The sequence below is a fragment of the Pseudomonas sp. Sample_24 genome, assembly GCF_004307605.1.
Classification (GTDB): Bacteria; Pseudomonadota; Gammaproteobacteria; order Pseudomonadales; family Pseudomonadaceae; genus Aquipseudomonas.
Map to the genome: position 1 here is coordinate 1 of NZ_RCNW01000067.1, position 4,132 is coordinate 4,132.

At 57.1% G+C, this 4,132-nt stretch carries 6 protein-coding genes; 4 read left to right on the forward strand and 2 right to left on the reverse strand.

The window, feature by feature from the left end; all coding sequences use genetic code 11:
* Positions 1-205 precede the first annotated feature (205 nt).
* Positions 206-754 carry a cupredoxin family protein gene (locus D8V06_RS03025; RefSeq protein WP_130930417.1) on the forward strand — a complete coding sequence of 183 codons (549 nt, stop codon included), beginning with the start codon at positions 206-208 and terminating at the stop codon, positions 752-754.
* Positions 755-815: 61 nt separating this feature from the next.
* On the forward strand, positions 816-1,646 hold the full coding sequence (queF, locus tag D8V06_RS03030) for an NADPH-dependent 7-cyano-7-deazaguanine reductase QueF (RefSeq protein WP_130903726.1): 831 nt from the start codon (positions 816-818) through the stop codon (positions 1,644-1,646).
* 171 nt (positions 1,647-1,817) lie between these two features.
* On the opposite strand, the gene D8V06_RS03035 is transcribed toward queF, so the two are convergent.
* Both D8V06_RS03035 and D8V06_RS03040 read right to left on the reverse strand, forming a co-directional pair.
* On the reverse strand, positions 1,818-2,081 hold the full coding sequence (locus D8V06_RS03035; protein WP_056857038.1) for a DUF4404 family protein: 264 nt from the start codon (positions 2,079-2,081) through the stop codon (positions 1,818-1,820).
* Positions 2,082-2,199: 118 nt separating this feature from the next.
* Complete coding sequence (locus tag D8V06_RS03040; protein WP_056857039.1) at positions 2,200-2,820, reverse strand: phosphatase; 621 nt, start codon at positions 2,818-2,820, stop codon at positions 2,200-2,202.
* A gap of 197 nt (positions 2,821-3,017) precedes the next feature.
* On the opposite strand from D8V06_RS03040, the gene D8V06_RS03045 reads away from it, so the two are divergent.
* Together D8V06_RS03045 and D8V06_RS30700 are read left to right on the forward strand one after the other, a co-directional pair.
* Positions 3,018-3,707 (forward strand): VacJ family lipoprotein, encoded by a 690-nt coding sequence (locus D8V06_RS03045; protein WP_056857040.1) that lies wholly within the window; start codon positions 3,018-3,020, stop codon positions 3,705-3,707.
* Positions 3,708-4,036: 329 nt separating this feature from the next.
* Positions 4,037-4,132: hypothetical protein (locus D8V06_RS30700; protein ID WP_241667764.1), on the forward strand; the 96-nt coding region annotated here is incomplete at its 3' end.

The following is a 4,132-nucleotide window of genomic DNA, read 5'->3' on the forward strand; positions in this document are numbered from 1 at the left end:
TGGCGCAGGTAGTGGCCGGTTTTCGGTTGGTCTTCGACGATCAGCAGTTTCATGGGTGGCTCGGGTCAATTGAGAAGGCTTTATACCGTGGGCGTCAACGGCGCGGGCCCACCTGACAAAGTTGTAATCTGGCTGTCAGGTTGCGGGCAGTGATCGCCGTTTAGAGTTTTGCACAGGCTGAACCTTACCTGGTTGGAGTATGACTATGTTTTTGCGCAAAACGCTGGCGGCAGTCGCGGGTTTGATGGCGCTGACTTCGCCCGCATGGGCTGCGCCGGCGCACCCTTACGATTTTGGCCAGCCGGCCTCTGCCGCCAAGGCGACCCGTAGCATTGAAGTGGTAATGGGTGACATGTCGTTCACCCCCGGGAACATTGCGATCAAATCTGGCGAGACCGTGCGTTTCGTGCTGGTGAATAAAGGCCAATTGCTGCACGAATTCAACCTGGGTGACGCGTCGATGCATGCCAAGCACCAGCAGGAAATGGTGCAAATGCAGCAAAGTGGCATGTTCACGCCTACTGGGGTGAAAGAAATGGACCACGGTGCAATGGCCAGTATGGATCACAGTTCGATGGGACATGACATGAAGGGCGGCATGAAACACGACGATCCCAACAGTGTATTGGTGGAGCCGGGGAAAACAGCCGAACTGACCTGGACCTTCAACAAGGCCACTCACCTCGAATTTGCCTGCAATATCCCTGGTCATTACCAGGCCGGCATGGTCGGCAAAATGACTGTCAGTCAGTAAGCACTCAAAGGCGCAAGCAAAGGCTGATAGAATCCGCTGATTCTTCAGTCAGGTTTCCGCCATGCATCCCGCAGCCGAACACTCGCCGCTGGGTAAATCCAGCGAATACATCGCCACTTACACGCCGTCCTTGCTGTTCCCGATCCCGCGTACCGCGAAGTGGGCCGAACTCGGCTTGACGGCTGAAACCTTGCCTTACAAAGGTATCGACTTCTGGAACTGCTTCGAGCTGTCGTGGTTGTTGCCGTCGGGTAAGCCCGTGGTGGCGATCGGTGAGTTCAGCATTCCGGCGGATTCGCCGAACATCATCGAGTCGAAGTCCTTCAAGCTCTATCTCAACTCGTTGAACCAGACGCCGTTCGCCGACACCGAAACCCTCGAAGCGACGCTGGTCAAAGACCTGTCGGCAGCTGCCGGCAAACCGGTTGGCGTGCGGGTTCGCAGCCTGAAGGATGTCGAAGCCGAAGGCGTCGTGGCGCTGCCCGGCGTGTGCATCGACGAACTGGATATCAGCGTCAGCAACTACGAGCATCCGCGCCCGGAACTGCTGCGGTGTGATGACTCGCGCACTGTTGAAGAGAGCGTGCACAGCCATTTGCTCAAATCCAATTGCCCGGTCACCAGCCAGCCGGATTGGGGCAGCGTGGTGGTGGATTACCGTGGCGCGGCGCTGGATCACGCGAGTTTGCTTGAATACATCGTCAGCTTCCGCCAGCACTCGGACTTCCACGAACAGTGCGTAGAGCGCATTTTCCTCGATCTGCAGCGCTTGCTGAAGCCGGAAAAACTGACGGTGTATGCGCGTTATGTGCGCCGTGGCGGGCTGGACATCAACCCGTACCGCAGCACTGAAGAGGTTCAATTGCCGAACCATCGCCTGGTCCGTCAGTAACGAAACCCTGTAGGAGTGAGCCTGCTCGCGATAGCGGTATGTCCGACACCATTGATGTCGACTGATACGCCGTCATCGCGAGCAGGCTCGCTGCTACAGTGGACTGCATTTCAGGCAGCAGACATTAAAAAGCCCCGCTATCGCTAGCGGGGCTTTTTTCGTTTGGCGGGTTCAGATCCCCATGTTGGCCAGGGCCTGGCCGATATTGCGCAAGGTGCCGGCAAGGGTAGGGTGTTCGAGTTCGAAGCGATCGATGGCCAGGTTGACACCGTCGGCGAGGCTGGCGTCCTGGGTCTTGGTCTCGAGTTCGAGCTTGAGTTCGATCTGTTGCATCAGTTCGTGCAGGTTTTCGCGCTCGGATTCGGACAGCGGAGGATTCTGTTCCAATTGCTCGCGCAGGGCATTGAGCTGTTCTTGCAGTTCGCGGGCAGGCATGGCGTTCTTCCTTCTCTCAAATGGCACTGGCATAGACCGCAGCGATGCGCCAAAGGTCTATGGCTGACCTTAAGATTAATCCACTCCTGCGTAACCTGCATGCTTCATAGGGTCGCAATCAGGGCTTTTCGCCTTTGAGCCGGCGCAAGCTGATATCTGCCAGGCAGGTGTCGAGTTCACCGAGATGATCGATCACCGAATGCACCCCCAGGCTAAACAGTTGCAGGGTCGCCTTGCCGCGCCTGATATCCCGTTCCTGCTGGGACAGGGCTTGCCATTGTGCGGGTGACAAGCCGCAGAGCGAACCGCAGGACGCCAGCCCGATGGTCCACAATCCGGCGTTCAGCCCCGATTGCAGAAGACGCGGTTCGCCACTGACCAGCACGCAGCCGTCCAGTCTCTCGACATTCAGTGCCATCAATGCTCGCCAGCAGGCATCTGGAGCCGGCCAGGGGTTGTTTGTTGCAGAGTGTTGCGAAGATTTGATCCATGCCGGCAACGCAATCGCCAGGGATCGGCTGATGGCCGGCGAAAGCTCATCAAGCCATGCGCACGGTATTTGTTGGCGCTGCAAACTGTGCAGGCTTTCGAGGGCGCCCGGAGTGGCTTCGGTGTGCTCGACTGAATGACTGCCGTTCAGACGCGTATGAGCGCCGAAATCCACCAGGCAACCACTGAGCCCGAACAGCACGGCCGTCAGGTTTGGCGCAGATTGAGGCTTGGTTTCGGCGTGCGGCATGTCGACGACCCTGAAATAGCCTCGAGGCTAGCGGGCTGCGATGACAGTTGAGTGACACGGAGGTGAATCGATGACAGCCACACGAATCCCGAGCGCACCCAAGGGGGATGCTGCCTAAAGTAGCCTTTACATCTTATACTAGCGGTCTTTGCGCCCGGCTCAGTCCTAGGCGACGGTACAATCCAAGGAGTTTTTATATGCGCTGGAGCAACCATTTCGCTCAGCTTTGTGTGTGTGCCAGCGCGTTGCTGGTTCCGTTCGTTGCCCAGGCAGCGTCGGAAGACGACCCTTGGGAAAGCATCAACCGTCCGATCTACAAATTCAACGACGTGCTCGACACTTATGCCCTGAAGCCTTTGGCCCAGGGGTACCAGTTCGTGACGCCTCAGTTCCTTGAAGACGGCATCCACAACATGTTCCGCAACGTCGGCGAAGTGACCAACCTCGCCAACGATATCTTGCAGGCCAAACCTGCGGCGGCCGGTGTCGACACCGCTCGTTTGATCTTCAACACCACTTTCGGCCTTCTCGGTTTCTTCGACGTCGGTACCAAGATGGGCCTGCAACGCAACGACGAAGACTTCGGCCAGACGCTCGGTTACTGGGGTGTCGGCAGTGGTCCATACGTGATGCTGCCGCTGCTGGGGCCGAGCACATTGCGTGATGCGCCGTCGAAGTATGTCGACGGTTACACCGGCCCGTACCGCTATATCAACGATGTGCCGGTGCGTAACTCGATCTTCGGTCTGAACATCGTCGATACTCGCGCGAACCTGTTGTCGTCCGAGAAGCTGATCACGGGTGACAAGTACACCTTCATTCGTAATGCGTACTTGCAGAACCGTGAATTCAAGGTGAAAGACGGTCAGGTTGAAGACGATTTTTGATCTTTACCGGTTAAGACAGAAGGCGGCCATCGAGCCGCCTTCTGCGTTTTTGAGCGACAGCGGTCCTTACATTGAGTTTCGGTTCTGGCGGTTTTTATAACTCCCGGTGATTTGACATGGATGGATGTCAAGCGACCATCGGCGTGAGCTTGAAACGCCTCGCGGATGGGAGTACCGTCTGCGCCTTAGAAGGGCACCTCTGGTGTACATGCGAATAGGGCGAATGCTCGAAAACAGTGCAACAGAGAGGCTAGAAGCGAATCCAGTAGTGTGAGCCGGGCTAAAATCCGAGCCGCTACGCCAACCTAATTCTGGCGCCGTTTGCCCACATGCCAAAAACCAGTGCCACGCTGCTGATAATCGATGATGACGAAGTAGTGCGCGCGAGCCTCGCCGCCTATTTGGAAGACAGTGGTTTCAGCGTC